Source organism: Rhizobium sp. UBA1881 (assembly GCF_002338015.1).
In the GTDB taxonomy this organism is placed as follows: domain Bacteria; phylum Pseudomonadota; class Alphaproteobacteria; order Rhizobiales; family Rhizobiaceae; genus Rhizobium.
Genome location: NZ_DDHH01000134.1, coordinates 1 through 17,532 on the forward strand (window position 1 = coordinate 1; position 17,532 = coordinate 17,532).

The following is a 17,532-nucleotide window of genomic DNA, read 5'->3' on the forward strand; positions in this document are numbered from 1 at the left end:
TTGATGTCGACGCCGATGATCATGTCGGCGCCGGCAAGGCGCAGGCCCTGCAGCACGTTGAGGCCGATGCCGCCGAGGCCGAAGACGATCGCGGTCGAGCCGATCTCGACCTTCGCCGTGTTGATGACGGCACCGATGCCTGTCGTCACGCCGCAGCCGATGTAGCAAACCTTGTCGAAGGGGGCGTCGGGGTTGATCTTGGCGAGCGCGATCTCAGGCAGAACGGTGAAGTTCGCGAAGGTCGAGCAGCCCATGTAGTGGTGGATCTTGTCCTTGCCGATCGAAAAGCGCGAGGTGCCGTCAGGCATGACGCCCTGGCCCTGGGTGGAGCGGATCGAGGTGCAGAGGTTGGTCTTGCGCGAGGTGCAGGAATAGCATTCGCGGCATTCCGGCGTGTAGAGCGGAATGACGTGGTCGCCCTTCTTCAGCGAGGTGACGCCGGGGCCGACATCGACGACGACGCCGGCGCCCTCATGGCCGAGGATGGCCGGAAACAGGCCTTCCGGGTCGGCGCCAGAGAGCGTGAAGTCGTCGGTGTGGCAGATGCCCGTGGCCTTCACCTCGATCAGCACTTCGCCGGCCTTGGGGCCTTCGAGCTGCACGGTCATCACTTCGAGTGGTTTTCCTGCCTGTACGGCAACAGCGGCGCGAACGTCCATGGTAGTCTCCAATATGCTGATTTGATCGGGCGGACTTTTGCACGCGTAAGGAGCGCGGCTCAAGGAAAAAGCCGCGCTGCTTCGTAAAATCCTTGTCAGATGAGCGGCTTGCGCCGGTCTTTATACCATCTGCGTCAAAACAGCCGGTCGATCGCGGTGATGACGGCGTAGCCGTGCATGGCGATGGCGGCGTAGAGGCCGAAGGAGACCAGCATGCGCTCGCCGCCGTTCATTTCCTCGAGTTTCTGGCGCGGCTTGAAGGAGCCGCCGCCGATGATGCTGACGACCGTGAAGACCAGGAGGCCGATGCCGAGATAGCGCGCGGGAAGCCCGATTTCGGCGCCGACGCAGAGGATGCAGAGCGTGACCAGAAAGCTCGCGAGGATCTGCGAGCGCTGGGTTCTGAATATCTGCCGCAGCACTTGGCCACCGTCGAAGCGCTGCATGGGTAGGAGATTGAGCAGGTTGAACGCGCCTAGGATCAACAGGAAGACGAGGATCGGCGCGTCGGCGGCGGCAGGGAGGATGCCGTGATCGGCGAAGCTATGGCCAAGCACCAGGATCGGCACCAGGAATGCCGACATGCCCGATCCCATCAGCGCGCATGTCGCGACCTCGAACAGCGACCGGTACGGCCGGCTGCCGATGGCGATACCGCCGAGGAAGGGAATGAAGACCATGCGCACAGAGGTGTGGCCGAACATGCGGTAGGCGGCCATGTGACCGAGTTCGTGGAGGGCGATCACGACCGTGAGGAAGGTCGAGATCATCAGGCCGCGCTGCGTGAGGCCGAGGAAGGGCCAGAGAAGCAGTGTCGACAGGATCGCGAGCGCGACCTGCACGAGCGGGTGCTCGAAATAACCCTGCGGCTGCGAGATACCGGTCTTCAGCCAGCCATCAAGCGCCTTCATTTCGCGGTGGAGCGCCACGTAGCGGAAGATCAGGAAGGCGAGGCCGCGATAGCGATCGGTCTGGTCGACTTCCAGAACCGCGCGGCCGTCTGCCGTGGGCCGGATGATGCGGCGCTCGCGATAATCCTTCCAGAAGGACGCGTCGAGCGTGCTGTCATCGACGATGGATGACTGAAAGCCCTGCGCATTGGAGGCAAGGGCCGCCAGAGGCTCGATCGCGAGCAGGCGGCGAGTGGGGGCGTCGTTTCTATCCTGATAGCGGTAGGTCTGCTCGACAACATTGCCGCCCATTTCCACCTGGCGGCTTGATATCACCTGATGGTGCCAACTGGCGTTGGAGCCCATCGGGTTCATGGCGTTCCAGAGGGTTTCCGGCGCGCAATCGAAGGAGCGGCTGACATGCAGCGTCCGAAGCCCCAGGGGCATTCGCATCAGAAGCCATAGCATGCCGAGATTGATAAACAGCAGCAGCAGGGCGGATTGCATGACACTCATCATTCACTCCATCCGGCATGGCCCGGATGGGTTAATATTAGCGTCGACGCGTTAATAAATGCGGAGCGGAACGTGACGGTGCGGTGTGCCGGAACGGGTCAGGCGAACTCCATGATGACGGCGTCCACAGCCAGGCTTTCGCCCGGCTTGGCGTTGACGACGCCGACAACCAGGTCGCGCTCGGCGCGCAGCACGTTCTCCATCTTCATGGCTTCGACGACGGCAAGCGTCTCGCCGGCTTTCACTTCCTGTCCCTCGGTGACGGCGATCGACACGACCAGGCCAGGCATCGGGCAGAGCAGGAGCTTGGAGGTATCTGGCGGTAGCTTGACCGGCATCAGGCGGTCGAGTTCGGCATGGCGCGGCGTCAACACCTTGGACTTGATCGACAGGCCCTGCCAATCCAGCCTGACGCCGTTGAGGATCGGGCGCAGCTGCGCGGTGACCGGCTGCCGGCCGACCTTGCCGCGCCAGACCGGCTCGCCCGGTCTCCAGTCGGTGACGACGCTCAAAATTTGCCCGGCGATATCCATTTCCATCTCGAAGGGGACGGTCACGAGGCCGTCTAGCAGGCGCACGTCGATATAGTCGTCGCCAAGCCTAACGCACCAGTGATCGCGGAGCGGATCGGTGGCGCTGCGCAGCCGGTCGGCGAAGGTTTCGCGGCGGTTGGCTTCGATCAGCGAGGCGGAGAGAGCGATGGCGGCAAGGGTGCCGCGTTGGCTCTCATCGGGCATCACGGGCGCGAAGCCATCGGGATATTCCTCGGCGATGAAGCCGGTGGACAGCCGGCCCTCGCGCCAGCGCGGGTGCTTCATCAGGGCGGAGAGGAAGGGGACGTTGTGTTCGATTCCATCGACCACGAAGCCATCCAGCGCCTCGCCCATGGCCTCGACGGCTTCAGCGCGGGTCGGCGCCCAAGTGCAGAGCTTGGCGATCATCGGATCGTAGTACATCGAGATTTCGGCGCCTTCGAAGACGCCGGTGTCGTTGCGGACAATAGCGTTGCCGGCCTTGCCTTCCTGCGGTGGGCGGTAGCGCCTCAGGCGGCCGATCGAGGGCAGGAAGTTGCGGTAGGGATCCTCGGCGTAGATGCGGCTTTCGACGGCCCAGCCGTTGAGCTTGATGTCTTCCTGCGTGAAGGGGAGCTTCTCGCCCGCCGCGACGCGAATCATCTGCTCGACCAGATCGATGCCGGTGACGAGTTCGGTCACGGGATGCTCGACCTGCAGGCGGGTGTTCATTTCGAGGAAGTAGAAATTGCGGTCGCGATCGACGATGAACTCGACGGTGCCGGCACTCTGGTAATCCACAGCCCTGGCGAGCGCCACCGACTGCTCGCCCATGGCGGCGCGGGTGGCCTCATCGAGGAAGGGCGAGGGAGCCTCTTCGGCAACCTTCTGGTTGCGGCGCTGGATGGAGCATTCGCGTTCGCCGAGATAGATGACATTGCCGTGGGCGTCGGCCAGCACCTGTATCTCGATATGGCGGGGATCGACGACGTATTTCTCGATGAAGACGCGGTCGTCGCCGAAGGAGCTTCTGGCCTCGGAGCGGGCACGGTCAAAGCCGTCGCGCACTTCCGCCTCGCTCCAGGCGATGCGCATGCCCTTGCCGCCGCCACCGGCGGACGCCTTGATCATTACGGGGTAGCCGATCTCGGCGGCGATCTTTTCGGCGTGCTCGGCATTTTCGATGACGCCGAGATAGCCGGGGACAGTCGAGACATTGGCGGCGCTCGCGAATTTCTTTGATTCGATCTTGTCGCCCATGGCATTGATCGCCTTGGGTTTCGGGCCGATGAAGACGATGCCTTCCTTCTCCAGCGCCTCGCAGAAGGAGGCGCGCTCGGAGAGGAAGCCGTAACCGGGGTGGACGGCCTCAGCGCCGGTCTTTTTGCAGGCGTCGATGATTTTCTCTGCTACCAGATAGCTCTCGGCGGCTGCGGCTGGGCCGATGTGGACGGCTTCATCGGCCATCTCGACATGGAGCGCATCGCGGTCGGCGTCGGAATAGACGGCGACGGTCGCAACCCCCATGCGGCGCGCCGTCTTGATGACGCGGCAAGCGATCTCGCCGCGATTGGCGATCAGAATTTTCGTGAACATGAAGACTCCACCCGTGACCTGCGTTCCGAGTCTTAAGCATAAAGACTGGAACGCACAATCACGGATAGGGCACGGAGAACAGCGAGGCGATCAGGCGACGGCCGCCTCTGTTCCGAGCCTGTCGTCGACGATCCGGAGCCAGCGGGTGCGACGCGGTGCCTCGGCGTAATCGGTGAGGGTGAGCGCCGAGACGATCTGCGACCAGCGCGGATGGTTCGACGCGGGAAGCGTCTCTTCGCCGATTTGCATCAGCACCGCCCAGGTGAGCGCCTGTACCGTTATGGTACCGCCGTCGCTGAGCGCGCGCAGGATGCGCATGATGTAATCCACATCCTGCCTCGTAATTCCCCGGCGATCGATGGCTCGGCTCTTGTGATAGGCGCCGCGATTGTCCGACAGCGCGAGGCGCAGCTGATCGAGCGCAAAGGCGCGCAGCTCGTCCGGCACATAGGCCGAAATCTCGATGACGTGAAGCACAAGCTCCAGCTCGACGGCCGAATGGACGATGCCGTCGGTCGAGACCATGCGCATCAGCCAGGCGACGTTGATTTCGTCGAGAGAGCCTTGCGGATAGTTATATTGGACGATGAAGGCCGCGAGCTGCTCCACGAAATAGCTATTCCATTCGGGGCATTTCTCGGGGCAAGAATTGTTCAGTGCCAGCATGACGACGACGTCGTCGGCGGTCCTGATTCCCTCGGGAAAACTGTGTCTGCGCAGAAGATCGATATCCTCCACGCCAAGTCGATGCTTTCCGGCGATGACACATGCCGGAAAAGCGAGTCGAATTTCGCTCATCTTTTCTCTCCAGGCCTCATCATGAAGCCGAAGATTCTTCTAGCGCCAGCGAATTGATGTTCTCTCAATAGGCGGAGTTAACAAGGTGTTTACGGCTCAGGCCTGTTTGGCGGCCCGCGCCTGCACCCGTTCGCGCCAGATGATGAAGAGGCCGGAAGCGACGATGATCATGATTCCCACCCATTTGGAGAGGTTCGGAAAATCGCCGAACAGGGCGTAGCCCAAGATGGTGGCGGAGATGATCTCGAAATACTGGAACGGCGCCAGAAGCGAGAGCGGCGCCATGCGGAAGGCCCGCACGACGATCATGTGCACGTAGCCGGAGAGCGAGCCGAGAATCAGAAGCAATACGAGGCCGAGTATCGATGTCGGGAGCGAGACATCGAAATCGCTGACGCCCATGCCGTTTCCGACCAAAAGTGCGCCTGACATGAAGAGCGTGCCGCCGATGCCGGCCATGGTCTGCATGGTCAAAGGCGAATCGGCATTGCCGATGGCGCGGTTGAGGAAAAGATAGAGCGAATAAAGGAAGGCGCAGCAGACGGGCAGCAGCGCCTTGAGGCCGAAGACTTCATAGCTCGGCTGGATGACGATCATCGCGCCGCCGAATCCAACCACGATCGCCGTCCAGCGCCGCCAGCCGACCTTGTCGCCGAGGAAAAGCGCCGAAAGGCCGGCGAGCATGAAGGGTTCGACGAAATAGATGGCGAAGACGTCGGCGAGCGGCATGTACTTGACCGCAACGAAAAACAGGAGGCTGGCTGCCCCATGCAGCGCGCCGCGCAGCAAATTCATCCAGGGGCGCTTGGCCGACAGCGCGCCCCAGCCGAACATGATGAAGAGAATCGGCAGCGTGCAGACGAGCTGGAAAAAGAATCGGTAGAAAGTGACCTGTCCAGGCGACATGCCCTCGAACGTCGCCATGTACTTGGCGATCGCATCCATGGCGGGGAGGACGATCATTGCGCCGGCCATCAGCGCCATGCCTTGCAGAGGATTGTGCAGGTCGGTTTTATCGGACATCTTCGAGAAATTTCATTGGGCTGGGATCCAGCCGTTATAGACAATAAAATCTCTCGTTAAGAGATGCCGCGGACGACATATCGCGTCGTCGGGAGCCAGTTGCTCTGGCTGGTCTCACTCCTCAGGAGAGAGATGGTGCGGTCGAGAAGACTCGAACTTCCACGGGTTGCCCCACAGCGACCTCAACGCTGCGCGTCTACCAATTCCGCCACGACCGCATCGTGGTAGGTGCCGGTTTGTGCCGGCGACGCAGCATGTAGCAAAAGGTTTTTCGGGACACAAGGGCCATGTGACAGATTTTTTCAAAGAAGGTGACAGCGTTTGTAAAGGCAGCAATTCGGAGCCATATAGATGCTCGAAAAAGCCCGCGATCACAGGCGCTGCGGGCCGCAAGGAATGGCTATGTTACGAACGGACCTCGATTTTTCCATGTTTCCACAGGCGGGCTCGCGCCCGGTGCGCTGGCGGATCTCCGATGGGCTGGTGCCCTATCAGGAGGCTGTGGATATCATGGAGCAGGAAGTGGCAGCGATTGCCGAGGGTGGCGACGAGATGGTGTGGCTGCTTGAGCATCCGCCGCTCTATACTGCCGGAACCAGCGCAGATGCACGCGATCTCGTGCAGCCTGACCGCTTCCCGGTTCATGCCACCGGGCGCGGTGGGGAGTACACCTATCATGGGCCTGGCCAGCGGGTCGCCTATGTGATGCTCGACCTGAAACGCCGCCGCCAGGATGTTCGCGCCTTCGTGGCGGCGCTGGAGGAGGTGATCATTCGCACGCTGGGTGAGATGAACGTGCGCGGCGAGCGGCGCGAGGATCGCGTCGGCGTCTGGGTCTGTCGCCCCGACAGGCCGCCGCTGCCCGATGGGACGGTGGCGGAAGACAAGATCGCCGCACTCGGCATCCGCTTGCGCAAATGGGTAACGTTTCATGGGCTGTCGCTCAACGTCGAACCCGATCTCGATCATTTCGGGGGAATCGTACCCTGCGGGATTTCGGCCTACGGCGTCACGAGCCTGGTCGATCTCGGCCTGCCGGTGACGATGGATGATGTGGATGTGCTGCTTCGCGAATCGTTCGAATCGGTCTTCGGCGAGACGGTGAACGGCTGAGCGCGGAATCAGGCGGTGCTGATATTGAGAAAGGGCCGGCGTTTCGTCGGCCCTTTCGCTTTTTCGCGTCTACTTGGTGCCGACGTCGCGGCAGGCATCGGTATGCGAGGCGCCGCTGTCGCCGCCTGCGGTGTGCAGGCCGTGACCTTTCGGCGAATAGTCGCATGGGGGGAGTGGCTTGATGCTTGCCGTCGACATCTTGTCGACCGGCGGTGCGACGCGAACGGGAGCGAAACCATCGCTGTCGTTGGTGTAGTCGTCGGAATATTCCGGTGCCTTGTGCTGCGTGTAGTGAACGGGCTTCGGCGGAGCAACTTTGACGGGAGCGAAACCGTCGCTGTCGTTGGTATAGTCGTTGGAATACATCGGCTGGGCAAAGGCGGCGCCGGAAAGGCAGAGGGTAAGCACGGCTGCGGCGGCTGCAAATTGAATGCGCATATCAGATCTCCTCAATCCATTGTTGCACACAATGTGACGTCCATTACCCTCGGCAAGAGCAAGTTCGCGCCTCAATTGAGGCCGGATTGTGAAGAGTATCTGACAGTCGCGCGCACGTTTTTTCACATGAAATCACGGCGCCGCGACTGTGTTTGATCGCTATTTGATTGGCTTGGCGATTCGCTAAACCAGCGAGTGACGTCGCGCCATCTCGGCAATCGGGAGATGATGTTTTCGGCCAAAACAACCCTGTTTTGACAGAAAATGTTAGCCAGCGTTGCGCAGGTCGGCCGTGTCGATCAGTTCGTCCACCAGCGCAGGCGTGAGCTCGCTGAAGGTCTTGATGATGCGCGTCGGCTGCAGGCTTTCGATCGGAACGTCGGAATAGCCGAAGGGCACGGCGATCGAGGGGATGGCGGCATTGCGCGCAACGAGGATGTCGTTTGCGCTGTCGCCGATCATGATCGTACGCTTCGGGTCGCCGCCGGCCTTTTCGATCGTGCCGAGCAGATGGCCGGCATCGGGCTTGCGCACCGCGAATGTGTCGCCGCCGGTGATGGCGTCGAAATAATGGGTGAGCTGCAGCCGCTCCAGCAGGGTGCGTGCAAGGCCCTCCAGCTTGTTGGTGCAGACGGCGAGCTTGTATCCCTTGGCTTTCAACTGATCCATCGCGTCGATCAGTCCGGGATAGGGGACCGTCGCACCCGGCATGTTGTCCGTGTAATGCGTGATGAAGCGCTCGAGCAGATCAGGAAATTTCTCGGGCTCCAGCGGATGCCCCTGCAGCTTGCAGGCTCTTTCGATCATCACCTTGGCGCCGTGGCCGACCAGATGCGTCAGGTCGTCATAGGTGACCGGCGCGAGGTCGAGCGCTGCGATCGTGTAATTGAGGCTGTCGACAAGGTCGACATGGGTGTCGAGGAGGGTTCCGTCGAGATCGAAGACGACAAGGGCAGGGGTCAATGGAGTTTTCGCCTGTTCAGTTGGGATGCATCCGAGTTAAGCGATGAAGGCCGCAAAAGCAACGCTTTGGCCCGGCCTGGCAGGCCTCCCGCATGTGCTTTGGATTTCGAAAGTCTGACGTTATTTTGGCTTTCGTTTGACTGGCGGGCCGTGTAAACAACGCAACCAACGTAACAATGCGTAACGTAACACTGGGAGTAAGCGGCGCATGGACGCCCGCGAAATGAAGATCAAGGCCGCGGCTGCGGCACTCGCCCATGTCGAGCATGGGATGCGTCTCGGGATCGGAACCGGAAGCACGGCCGAGGAATTCGTGCGGTTGCTTGCCGAGAAGGTCGCGGACGGTTTCAAGGTCGAGGGTGTTCCGACATCGGAGCGCACGGCACGGCTTTGCGTCGAGCTCGGCGTTCCCCTGAAATCGCTCGACGAGCTGCCGGAACTCGATCTGACGATCGACGGCGCCGACGAGGTCGATGCCGCGCTCGGGCTGATCAAGGGCGGCGGTGGAGCCTTGCTGCGCGAGAAGATCGTTGCCGCAGCTTCTGCCCGCGTGATCGTTATCGCCGACGAAAGCAAGCTGGTGGAGACGCTGGGCGCCTTTCCGCTGCCGATCGAAGTCAACATGTTCGGCCTCGTTTCGACGCGCATCGCGATCGAAAAGACGGCCGCGAGGCTTGGCCTTTCGGGTGCGTTGTCGCTGCGCCAATCCGGCGACGGCAATTTCACCACGGATGGCGGACACTACATTATCGATGCATCTTTTGGCCGTATTCCTGATGCAGAGGCGCTTTCGACCCAGTTGAATGCGATCCCCGGCGTCGTGGAGCACGGGCTCTTTCTCAATATGGCCGCGCTGGCGATCATCGCCGGTCCGGCGGGCGCGCGCGAGCTGCGGGCAACAAGGTAACAGGAGTTGGAACTCATGAATAAATTTGCAGGTTTTGGCCGTTTTGCTGCTGCGACCGTCATTCTCTCGGGTGTTGTCCTGGGCTCTGCAGCCCACGCGCAGGAAGCGTCGCCGGAACAGCTGAAGGCAGCCCGCGCGGCTATCGACGCAATCGGCGCCACCACCCAGTTCGACAACATCCTGCCGGGTCTTGCCGAGCGCCTGAAGGCCGACCTGATCCAGGATTCGCCGAACTACCAGGACCAGATCACCGCCGAAGTCGACAAGCAGGCGCTGGCGCTTGCACCGCGTCGTGCCGATCTCGAAAAGGAAGCGGCGGTCACCTACGCCAAGGCGTTCACGGTCGAGGAACTTAATGCGATCGCCGCCTTTTACGGCTCGCCGGTTGGCCAGAAGCTCCTGAAGGACGGCCCGATCGCTTCGCGCGAAACCGTCAAGGCCGCCGACATCTGGGCGCAGGGCATCTCCCGCGACCTGCAGAAGTCGACCAGCACCGAGCTTGCCAAGGTTATCAAGCCGGCCCCGGGCGCTGGCACCGATCCTGCAGCTCCGGCCGCAAAGCCTGCTGCCAAGCCGTAAGGCTCGCATCATCGCTCGATACGAAGCCCCGGTTCGCCGGGGCTTTTGTTTTTGGCGATATCGATACTATATCAAGTCTTCCTTCCTTCTGACGATTCCTTCCTTCTGATGTTTTGTGCCGGAGATCCCCATGACAGCCTATGATTACGACCTCTTTGTCATCGGTGGCGGCTCGGGTGGGGTGCGCAGCGCGCGTGTTGCGGCGGCACTCGGCAAGAAGGTGGCGATCGCCGAAGAGTATCGCTACGGCGGCACCTGCGTCATTCGCGGCTGCGTGCCGAAGAAGCTGTTCGTCTATGCCTCGCAATATCACGAGCATTTCGAGGATGCGGCAGGCTTCGGCTGGACCGTGGGCGAAAGCACGTTCGACTGGAAGAAGCTGATCGCGGCCAAGGATGCGGAGATCACCCGGCTCGAGGGGCTCTACAAGAAGGGGCTTTCGGGCGCCAACGCCGAGATCCTCGACACGCGCGCCGAACTCGTCGACCGGCACACCGTGCGACTGGTCAACACCGGCAAGACAGTGACGGCGAAGACGATCGTCATCGCGACCGGCGGGACCCCGAACCTTCACGGCGCGCTGCCCGGCCATGATCTCTGCATCACCTCCAACGAGGCGTTTCATCTGGAGGAGCTGCCGCGCTCGATCGTGATCGTCGGCGGCGGCTATATCGCGGTCGAGTTCGCCAATATCTTCCATGGGCTCGGCGTCGACACGACGCTCGTCTATCGCGGGGCGGAAATACTGTCGCGTTTCGATCATGACCTGCGCCGCGGCCTGCATGAGGCGATGGTGGCCAAGGGCATCAAGATCCAGTGCCACGACATGCTGAAGAGCGTGGCGAAGGGCGAGGACGGGCTGGTCGTCGAGACGCTCAACAACGGAACGATGAATGCCGACGTGGTGATGCTCGCCATCGGCCGCGTGCCGAACACGCATGGGCTCGGGCTCGAGGCGGCCGGCGTCGATACGAATGCGCAGGGCGCCATCGTGGTCGACGATTATTCGCGCACCAATGTCGAGAATATTTACGCTCTGGGTGATGTCACCGACCGGGTACAGCTGACGCCGGTGGCGATCCACGAGGCGATGTGCTTCATCGAGACCGAATACAAGAACAACCCGACGAAACCGGACCACGATACGATCGCCACCGCTGTTTTCTCGCAGCCCGAGATCGGCACGGTGGGGCTGACCGAGGAAGAGGCCGGCAAGCGCTACAGCGACGTCGAGGTCTACCGCGCGCAGTTCCGGCCGATGAAGGCGACGCTGTCGGGACGGACAGAGAAGATGATCATGAAGCTGATCGTCGATGCGGCGAGCCGCAAGGTTATCGGCGCCCATATTCTCGGCCATGACGCCGGCGAGATGGCGCAGCTGCTTGGCATCACGCTGAAGGCCGGCTGCACCAAGGATGATTTCGACCGGACGATGGCGGTGCACCCGACCGCCGCCGAAGAGCTCGTCACCATGTATGCGCCGAGCTACCGTCTGAAGGATGGCGTGCGGGTCTGACGCGCGTCAGCTGGTGATACCTACTAGCTGGTGATGCGGGGCGTGCTGACGATCTTCATGAACAGCGCCTGCATGGCCTCGGCGATGCCGTCGGTGGGGCTGACGGCGAAGTAGAGACCGGGGCTTGCGCATTCCTGCATCTTCGTCGAGATCTTGCCTTCGAAAGGCTTGACCCAATCGTTGTAAAAGCCGTTTTCGGGCAGTGGCAGATAGGGCGTGTAGAGGACGGCGATCTTGATGCCCTTGTCCTTGAGCGCCGTGCAGCTCTTGACGTCGATGGGCTCGATGCAGCGGTTGCCATTGGCGCCGCGCGGGCTGGTGCAGCCTGACGACTTGGCGCTGTCGCCGACGCCATCGGCCACGAAGAACACGATCTTCTGGCGGTCGGCGTCGCTTGTGCCCTTGCCGATGGTGCCCTTGATCTCGTCCTTGATGCCGGAGAGTGCGCTATCAAAGCTCGTCTGCTGGTCGTTGTTGTAGTTCTGGTACGGTATGCTCATCAGCTGAATGGCGCTGGTTGCGGTCGCGACCCTGCCGAGGTCGTTGTTGATCTCGGCGACCTTGAACAGTTTGGCGTCCTGCGCGGTTTTGCCGAATGTGTAGGCGGCGACGCGGAACTGGTTGTCCATGGTCTGCGTGTCTGTCGCCTTCGCCATCAGCGCCTTGACCGCCTGAGCGACGACGTCGATGCGGATCGTTATCTTGTTGTTTCGGGCGATGTTGTAATAGCTGTTCTTGTCCTCGACGCCTGATGTCGAGACGATGTGACAGGCGAATGCGCAGGTGCCGTCGGAGCCAGACTTCGTGGCCTTTAGCATCTTGTCGATATCGCTTTGCGTCGCGCCGACGCCCATCGAAGGCGTGTTGTCGAGCAGCATGTAGAAATCCATGTAGGACGGCGTTTCGTAGCGCGCCGTGGCCGTGCCTGAAATCGGCATGCTGGTCTGGCCGAGGATCTGCATGAATGTGGTCGGCACCCTCGTCTGGAAGGTGACGGATGATGTCAGCGCGCTGCCGGTCTTCACGACATCGACGCTGACGTCGATCGGAAAGTTGGCGGCTTCGCCTGATATCTGTGAGCGGAACAGCTCCTGGGCGTCTGTCTTGCCTGTCGCGATCGGGCCGTCGCCGGTCATGGTCTGGGCCTTCTTCATCGCCGGCGACATTTGCGCGACGGCGCCGACGGCTGCGGCATCGGCTGCGGCCTGTAGCTGCGTGCGCATGCTGAGCGCGTGCGAGAAATCGATCGAGAGGCCGGCAGCGCCGATCAGCGGAACCGCGAGGAGGGCGGTAATCAGGCCGAAATTGCCCGATCGATCCGCCAAGAGGCGATCAAACATACGCATTGGAAATATCCTGAAACGGGAAAAGTCATGGCTGAAAAAGCGGGAGCATCATGCTCGGCTGTCTGAAAACAGGAGCATCCTTAGTGTCAAAGCATAAATTAGATACAAAGCGTCTTGGTATATCGAACGTTAAGCGCGCTCAGGATGTTTGAAAACGCGGCCGCGAATACCTTTATAGGGCGTCATCGCATGGCGCGATGAGGCGGACAAAAGCGCGCCGAACCCCGCTATGCAAGATCAAGCTAAACGGCTATAAGCCGCCAGTATTTTAAAGACGGGATATCCGGCCGGTACCGGATACTGAGACAGGTGAACGAGATGGCACAGAATTGGACTCCGAACAGTTGGCGGCAAAAACCGATCCAGCAGGTTCCGGATTATCCGGATCAGGCAGCAGTTGCGGCGACGGAAGCCCAGCTGGCGTCGTATCCTCCGCTCGTTTTCGCAGGCGAGGCGCGTCGTCTCAAAAAGCATCTTGCCAATGTGGCCGAAGGTAACGGCTTCCTCTTGCAGGGTGGCGATTGCGCCGAGAGCTTCGCGGAACACGGCGCGGACAATATCCGCGACTTCTTCCGCGCCTTCCTGCAGATGGCTGTCGTCCTGACCTATGGCGCGCAGCTTCCTGTCGTCAAGGTTGGCCGTATCGCCGGTCAGTTCGCCAAGCCGCGCTCCTCGGGCATTGAAACGCTCGATGGCGTGTCGCTGCCGAGCTACCGCGGCGATATCATCAACGGCATCGAGTTCACCGAGGAAGCGCGTATTCCGAACCCGGAACGCCAAGCCATGGCTTACCGCCAGTCGGCCGCGACGCTGAACCTGCTGCGCGCCTTTGCGATGGGTGGCTATGCCAACCTCGAGAACGTGCACCAGTGGATGCTCGGCTTCATCAAGGACAGCCCGCAGGGCGAGCGCTATCGCAAGCTGGCGGATCGCATCAGCGAGACGATGGATTTCATGAAGGCGATCGGCATCACCGCCGAGAACCAGCCGAGCCTGCGCGAAACCGATTTCTTCACCAGCCACGAAGCGCTGCTTCTCGGCTACGAAGAAGCGCTGACGCGCGTCGATTCGACCTCGGGCGACTGGTACGCCACGTCTGGCCACATGATCTGGATCGGCGACCGTACGCGCCAGCTCGATCACGCGCATGTGGAATACTGCCGTGGGATCAAGAACCCGATCGGTCTGAAGTGCGGCCCGACGCTGCAGGCGGACGATCTCTTGAACCTGATCGACGTTCTGAACCCGCAGAACGAAGCCGGCCGTCTGACGCTGATCTGCCGCTTCGGCCACGACAAGGTCGCCGAGCATCTGCCGCGCCTCATCCGCGCTGTCGAGAAGGAAGGCCGCAAGGTCGTCTGGTCCTGCGATCCGATGCACGGCAACACGATCACGCTCAACCACTACAAGACGCGGCCCTTCGAGCGGATCCTGTCGGAAGTCGAAAGCTTCTTCCAGATCCATCGCGCGGAAGGCTCGCATCCCGGCGGCATCCACATCGAGATGACCGGCAAGGACGTGACCGAATGTACGGGTGGCGCGCGCGCCGTGACGGCGGAAGACCTGCACGACCGCTACCACACGCATTGCGACCCGCGTCTCAATGCCGATCAGGCGCTCGAGCTCGCCTTCCTGCTCTCCGAGCGGATGAAGAGCGGCCGCGACGAAAAGCGGATGGCCGTCAACGGCTGAGGCTGATCGCCTGATTAGACTGATTGAAGGAGCCCAGCCATCGTGCCGGGCTTTTTCATTGCACCAGCACGGATTGCTGGCACCGCGCGTCGGTGAAGCGCACGTCGGCCTCGCCGATCTTGATCCCCAGCATCAGCAGCGTGTTGTAGAGCACGTCGTCGAGCGGTGTGGTGACGCTCGACAGCGTATCGGCGATCGCCTGCATGACCGCCTTGTTGGTTCCGAGCGTCAGGATCAGCAGCTGGATCTGGATATCGGTGCCGGCGATCAGTGACTGCACGGCTGACGTGAGCGTGTCCCTTGTCGAGACGTTCTTGACCGCCTTGTTGGTGATGTCGTTGGGCTGGAATGTCAGGCGCGTCTTGCTGGTGTTGGTGAGGTTGATATCGGCGAGCGCGTTCACCTTGAGGAGCAGGGCGTCGATGATGGTGGCTGATGTGACGCGCGGCTTGGTGCCGAAATTGGCCATGGCGGTCGGATCGACATCGCCAAGCGCGATCTCGGCGACCCCCGGCACGACATCGACGCCGATGCTGGCGCTTTTCGGGCCGCCGCCGAGGCAGGAGAAACTCGCGAGCTTGGCTTCGGCATAGGCGGCCTCGACATAGAGCGGCACGCGCAGCTTGATGCCGGCGATGGTGCTCAGCCCCGTGACGCCCGCTTCGATGGCAATCCGGATCTGAGCCGTGCGGACGGCCGATCCGGTGGTGCCTATGGCGTTGGAAGCGATGCCCTTGGGGCGCTCGCCGATCGCGATCTTCAGCGTGACGCTCGTCAGCCCCGGGACGGTGCCGGCAAGATTGACACCGACCTGCTTGCCCTGGTTGGCGGCGAAGGCGCTGGCGGAGATGATGTCGAGAGCGCTTGCCTCAAGCAGCAAGTGCGATCCGGAGCCGATCATCCGCTCGCCGACAGAGCCGAGGCTCATGAGGTTCTGCAGCTTGACCTTGATCTGCGTGGTGCCGAGCCCCTTGGAGAGCGAGGTGATCGCCTTGCTGACGGTTGGCGTCAGCCCTTGCGTGGCCGCCAGCGTGTCGAGCAGGCGTGGATAGGAGATGTCGGTTGCCAGCAGGTCGTCATAGGTGCCGGCGGTGAGGTTGAGCTTGGTCGCGAGAAGGTCGAGATAGGACAGAAGGTCGATATTGGCGGCGGCGAGTGCGTCGTAATCTGCCACCTTCAGCGAGACTGTCGTGCCGAGCAAGCCGCCGAGAACGGCATTGAGGATGCCGCCGTTGATGCTCGCCAGACGGGAGCCGACGGAGAAGGCGGCGAGCTTGGAGGCGGATGCGGTTCCCGTTGCGCCGAGTGTCGGAGGTGGGATGATGGAGGCTGCGAAGGTCAACTGCGCCTTCTGCTGAATCGCAACCTTGACGGCATCATAAGGCTGGGTGCCGGCCACGAAGCGCTGTGCCAGCGGCACGGCGGGGTCGGCCAGATAAATCCCTGGCGTGTATTGGACGACGGCATCGTAAGTGTCGAGCTGGGCGGCGTTCAGCAGCTTGGTTCCAGACGATGTTGCGTAAGCCACGCCTGACTTTACCGCGACGTTCAAGCCGTTCTGCTGGTAGTTGGTGACCAGGTTGCTGGCGGCGTTGTTGATGTCGGAGGCGGCGACGATGGCGCCGATATCGCTCAATTGCTGCAGACGTCGCTGCTGCAGCGTCATCGCGCCAAAGTCGATTCCGAGTGCCAGCGTGGAAATGATTAATGGCGCCGAGAGCGCTGCCATGATCGCGATGTTGCCATCCCGGCGGGTGCTGAAACCCGCCAGATATCGCCTTATGCCTGGTTTCATATACCACCCATGCGGATGGTGGCGAAGCGGCGGATCTTGGTGTCCGGAAGCGGGAATGTGTAGAGATTCCAGATCGGTAAGGCGCTGGCGTCATACTCCGTCGTGACCGTGAACTGATTGGCGTTCGTGGGGTCGGTGGCGACAGTGACCTGGAGTTTCTTGCGGTCGATCAGCGGGTCGTTGAGGGTCGAGAGCGCGATGTAGTTGTTGACGAGCTGGGCGCGTTCCTGCTCGGAAAGGCCGGCCACCGCTGTGCGTGCCGCATCCGCCGTCAATTGCTGCAGCGCATGGGCGGCGCTCAGGTAGATGCCATAGGCGATCAGGGTGAGAAGGACGAGCAGGAAAACCGGTGCAACGATTGCGAATTCGATCGCGGCCGCACCCTGCCGGTTGGCGAGAAGACGTCGGGCATTCCTCATGCACTGCACTCCTTGCAATGGTCAACGCCGCAGCGAGGACAACCGAAGGATACATTTGCCCGTATTAATTTTTACTTACCTAATAAACCCCATGCGTGTACCCGCGAGATATTGGAGTGTATGAAAATGGCGCGCTACGCCTGTGGCCGGCTAAATTGTCCGTCGCCTCGATATCAGTCGCCCAGCTTGCGGGTGAGCCTGGCGATATCCTCACGCAGCGCGGCGATCTCGGTCATCACCTGCATGTCGATCTTCTGGTGCAGCGACAGCACTTCCAGCTCGGCCTTCAGGTTGACCTCATAGTCCTTCGCCGCCTCGAAGCGATCGCGCTCGGCCTGGCGGTTTTGGGACATCATGATGATCGGGGCCTGGATGGCGGCGATCATGGAGAGGACGAGATTGAGGAAGATGAAGGGGTAGGGGTCGAAGGCGCGGGTCGAAAGGATGATGGTGTTGATCACGCACCAGACGGCCAGGAAGACCAGGAAGGTGGTGATGAAGGCCCAGGAGCCGCCGACGCGGGCAATGCTATCCGCCATCCGCTCGCCGAAGGACGATTCGGCTTTCAGCGCGGCATTGATATCCGTCGAGATGATCTTGCGGGCATGGGCCTTTTCCAGCACGCGCTTTTCGATGTCGCCGAGTTCGTTGGCGGACTTGTCGAAATGCAGGTGGACGAAACTGGAGAGATTGTTCATGGCGCGACTCCCGATCAACTTATGTTGGCGGGGAGTATTCCGTTCTGCGCCAGGAATGCAATGCGGCAACGT

The 17,532-nt window shown here is 61.4% G+C and carries 16 protein-coding genes and 1 tRNA gene; 5 read left to right on the forward strand and 12 right to left on the reverse strand.

Translation table 11 applies throughout. From position 1 onward, the window contains the following. From B3605_RS16320 to B3605_RS16345, 6 genes are all read right to left on the reverse strand, one after another. Positions 1–659 (reverse strand): alcohol dehydrogenase catalytic domain-containing protein (locus tag B3605_RS16320; RefSeq protein ID WP_296435067.1); only part of this gene is annotated, 659 nt, incomplete at its 3' end. A 134-nt stretch (positions 660–793) separates the two neighbouring features. Then, the gene (locus tag B3605_RS16325; RefSeq protein ID WP_112945868.1) at positions 794–2,065 is read right to left on the reverse strand and encodes a hypothetical protein; all 1,272 of its coding nucleotides are present in this window, start codon (positions 2,063–2,065) and stop codon (positions 794–796) included. A gap of 98 nt (positions 2,066–2,163) precedes the next feature. After that, on the reverse strand, positions 2,164–4,173 hold the full coding sequence (locus B3605_RS16330; protein ID WP_112945854.1) for an acetyl-CoA carboxylase biotin carboxylase subunit: 2,010 nt from the start codon (positions 4,171–4,173) through the stop codon (positions 2,164–2,166). Between the two features lie 90 nt (positions 4,174–4,263). Beyond that, positions 4,264–4,971, reverse strand: coding sequence for a hypothetical protein (locus tag B3605_RS16335; RefSeq protein WP_112945853.1), 708 nt, complete (start codon positions 4,969–4,971; stop codon positions 4,264–4,266). A 96-nt stretch (positions 4,972–5,067) separates the two neighbouring features. Next, the gene (locus B3605_RS16340) at positions 5,068–5,994 is read right to left on the reverse strand and encodes a DMT family transporter (protein WP_112945852.1); all 927 of its coding nucleotides are present in this window, start codon (positions 5,992–5,994) and stop codon (positions 5,068–5,070) included. 133 nt (positions 5,995–6,127) lie between these two features. Beyond that, a tRNA-Leu gene (locus tag B3605_RS16345) sits at positions 6,128–6,212 on the reverse strand. A gap of 178 nt (positions 6,213–6,390) precedes the next feature. Between B3605_RS16345 and lipB the strand changes: the two genes are divergently transcribed. Continuing rightward, the gene (lipB, locus tag B3605_RS16350) at positions 6,391–7,107 is read left to right on the forward strand and encodes a lipoyl(octanoyl) transferase LipB (RefSeq protein WP_112945851.1); all 717 of its coding nucleotides are present in this window, start codon (positions 6,391–6,393) and stop codon (positions 7,105–7,107) included. A gap of 69 nt (positions 7,108–7,176) precedes the next feature. Here the strand turns inward: lipB and B3605_RS16355 are convergent, their stop codons facing one another. Then, entirely contained in the window at positions 7,177–7,545 is a 369-nt protein-coding gene (locus B3605_RS16355) for a hypothetical protein (RefSeq protein WP_047512017.1), read from the reverse strand. 267 nt (positions 7,546–7,812) lie between these two features. Next, a complete protein-coding gene (locus tag B3605_RS16360; protein ID WP_112945850.1) occupies positions 7,813–8,508 on the reverse strand; it encodes an HAD family hydrolase in 696 nt (231 codons plus the stop codon). 208 nt (positions 8,509–8,716) lie between these two features. Here B3605_RS16360 and rpiA point away from each other — a divergent pair, with 208 nt between their 5' ends. From rpiA to gor, 3 genes are all read left to right on the forward strand, one after another. Then, positions 8,717–9,415, forward strand: a complete 699-nt coding sequence (gene rpiA, locus B3605_RS16365) for a ribose-5-phosphate isomerase RpiA (protein ID WP_112945849.1) — start codon at positions 8,717–8,719, stop codon at positions 9,413–9,415. A gap of 15 nt (positions 9,416–9,430) precedes the next feature. Beyond that, a complete protein-coding gene (locus B3605_RS16370) occupies positions 9,431–9,994 on the forward strand; it encodes a DUF2059 domain-containing protein (RefSeq protein WP_112945848.1) in 564 nt (187 codons plus the stop codon). 130 nt (positions 9,995–10,124) lie between these two features. Next, positions 10,125–11,510 (forward strand): glutathione-disulfide reductase, encoded by a 1,386-nt coding sequence (gene gor / locus B3605_RS16375; protein ID WP_112945847.1) that lies wholly within the window; start codon positions 10,125–10,127, stop codon positions 11,508–11,510. A gap of 23 nt (positions 11,511–11,533) precedes the next feature. Here gor and B3605_RS16380 read toward each other — a convergent pair whose 3' ends face one another. Then, the gene (locus B3605_RS16380; RefSeq protein ID WP_112945867.1) at positions 11,534–12,850 is read right to left on the reverse strand and encodes a TadE/TadG family type IV pilus assembly protein; all 1,317 of its coding nucleotides are present in this window, start codon (positions 12,848–12,850) and stop codon (positions 11,534–11,536) included. A 324-nt stretch (positions 12,851–13,174) separates the two neighbouring features. Here B3605_RS16380 and B3605_RS16385 point away from each other — a divergent pair, with 324 nt between their 5' ends. After that, on the forward strand, positions 13,175–14,548 hold the full coding sequence (locus B3605_RS16385) for a class II 3-deoxy-7-phosphoheptulonate synthase (RefSeq protein ID WP_018902356.1): 1,374 nt from the start codon (positions 13,175–13,177) through the stop codon (positions 14,546–14,548). 55 nt (positions 14,549–14,603) lie between these two features. Here the strand turns inward: B3605_RS16385 and B3605_RS16390 are convergent, their stop codons facing one another. The 3 genes from B3605_RS16390 to B3605_RS16400 all read right to left on the reverse strand — a co-directional run bounded on the left by B3605_RS16390 (position 14,604) and on the right by B3605_RS16400 (position 17,460). Beyond that, positions 14,604–16,343 (reverse strand): pilus assembly protein TadG-related protein, encoded by a 1,740-nt coding sequence (locus B3605_RS16390; RefSeq protein WP_296435078.1) that lies wholly within the window; start codon positions 16,341–16,343, stop codon positions 14,604–14,606. Next, positions 16,340–16,762, reverse strand: a complete 423-nt coding sequence (locus B3605_RS16395; RefSeq protein ID WP_018902358.1) for a TadE/TadG family type IV pilus assembly protein — start codon at positions 16,760–16,762, stop codon at positions 16,340–16,342. The genes B3605_RS16390 and B3605_RS16395 overlap by 4 nt, the downstream gene beginning before the upstream one ends. A 173-nt stretch (positions 16,763–16,935) precedes the next feature. Beyond that, positions 16,936–17,460 (reverse strand): DUF1003 domain-containing protein, encoded by a 525-nt coding sequence (locus B3605_RS16400; protein WP_112945845.1) that lies wholly within the window; start codon positions 17,458–17,460, stop codon positions 16,936–16,938. Positions 17,461–17,532: the final 72 nt, after the last annotated feature.